This is a genomic window from Thiococcus pfennigii, from assembly GCF_016583835.1.
Lineage (GTDB): Bacteria > Pseudomonadota > Gammaproteobacteria > Chromatiales > Chromatiaceae > Thiococcus > Thiococcus pfennigii.
On sequence record NZ_NRRW01000139.1, the window covers coordinates 1 to 1,084 of the forward strand.

At 49.0% G+C, this 1,084-nt stretch carries 1 protein-coding gene; it reads left to right on the forward strand.

Annotated elements, in window-relative coordinates; all coding sequences use genetic code 11:
* Positions 1-322 (forward strand): hypothetical protein (locus CKO41_RS18510; protein ID WP_207144178.1); only part of this gene is annotated, 322 nt, incomplete at its 5' end.
* Positions 323-1,084: the final 762 nt, after the last annotated feature.

Here is a 1,084-nt window from a genome sequence, read left to right on the forward strand (position 1 = left end):
GCCCCGTGGGTTAGGGACGGGGTCCCCCATGGGGAATGGTTTATGGTTCGTGGGGGTTATTATTTTGGGCGTTGCGTGGGGTCAGGTCCACGACTGGACTGAGCAGACAGACCCATGGTTTTTGGATGGCCTGGGCATGGACCGCATGTACTGGCGCGACACGAACACCGGGCGTCTGTGGCTGCCAAACACCCCCGACCCCCAAAAACCACCGCGCGGATTTCTGGCGTGCCAAGCTAGTCGACCAATTCTCATGTTTGACAGCTTATCATCGCAGATCCGGGCAACGTTGTTGCCATTGCTGCAGGCGCAGAACTGGTAGGTATGGAAGATCTATACATTGAATCAATATTGGCAATTAGCCATATTAGTCATTGGTTATATAGCATAAATCAATATTGGCTATTGGCCATTGCATACGTTGTATCTATATCATAATATGTACATTTATATTGGCTCATGTCCAATATGACCGCCATGTTGACATTGATTATTGACTAGTTATTAATAGTAATCAATTACGGGGTCATTAGTTCATAGCCCATATATGGAGTTCCGCGTTACATAACTTACGGTAAATGGCCCGCCTGGCTGACCGCCCAACGACCCCCGCCCATTGACGTCAATAATGACGTATGTTCCCATAGTAACGCCAATAGGGACTTTCCATTGACGTCAATGGGTGGAGTATTTACGGTAAACTGCCCACTTGGCAGTACATCAAGTGTATCATATGCCAAGTCCGCCCCCTATTGACGTCAATGACGGTAAATGGCCCGCCTGGCATTATGCCCAGTACATGACCTTACGGGACTTTCCTACTTGGCAGTACATCTACGTATTAGTCATCGCTATTACCATGGTGATGCGGTTTTGGCAGTACACCAATGGGCGTGGATAGCGGTTTGACTCACGGGGATTTCCAAGTCTCCACCCCATTGACGTCAATGGGAGTTTGTTTTGGCACCAAAATCAACGGGACTTTCCAAAATGTCGTAATAACCCCGCCCCGTTGACGCAAATGGGCGGTAGGCGTGTACGGTGGGAGGTCTATATAAGCAGAGCTCGTTTAGTGAACCGTCAG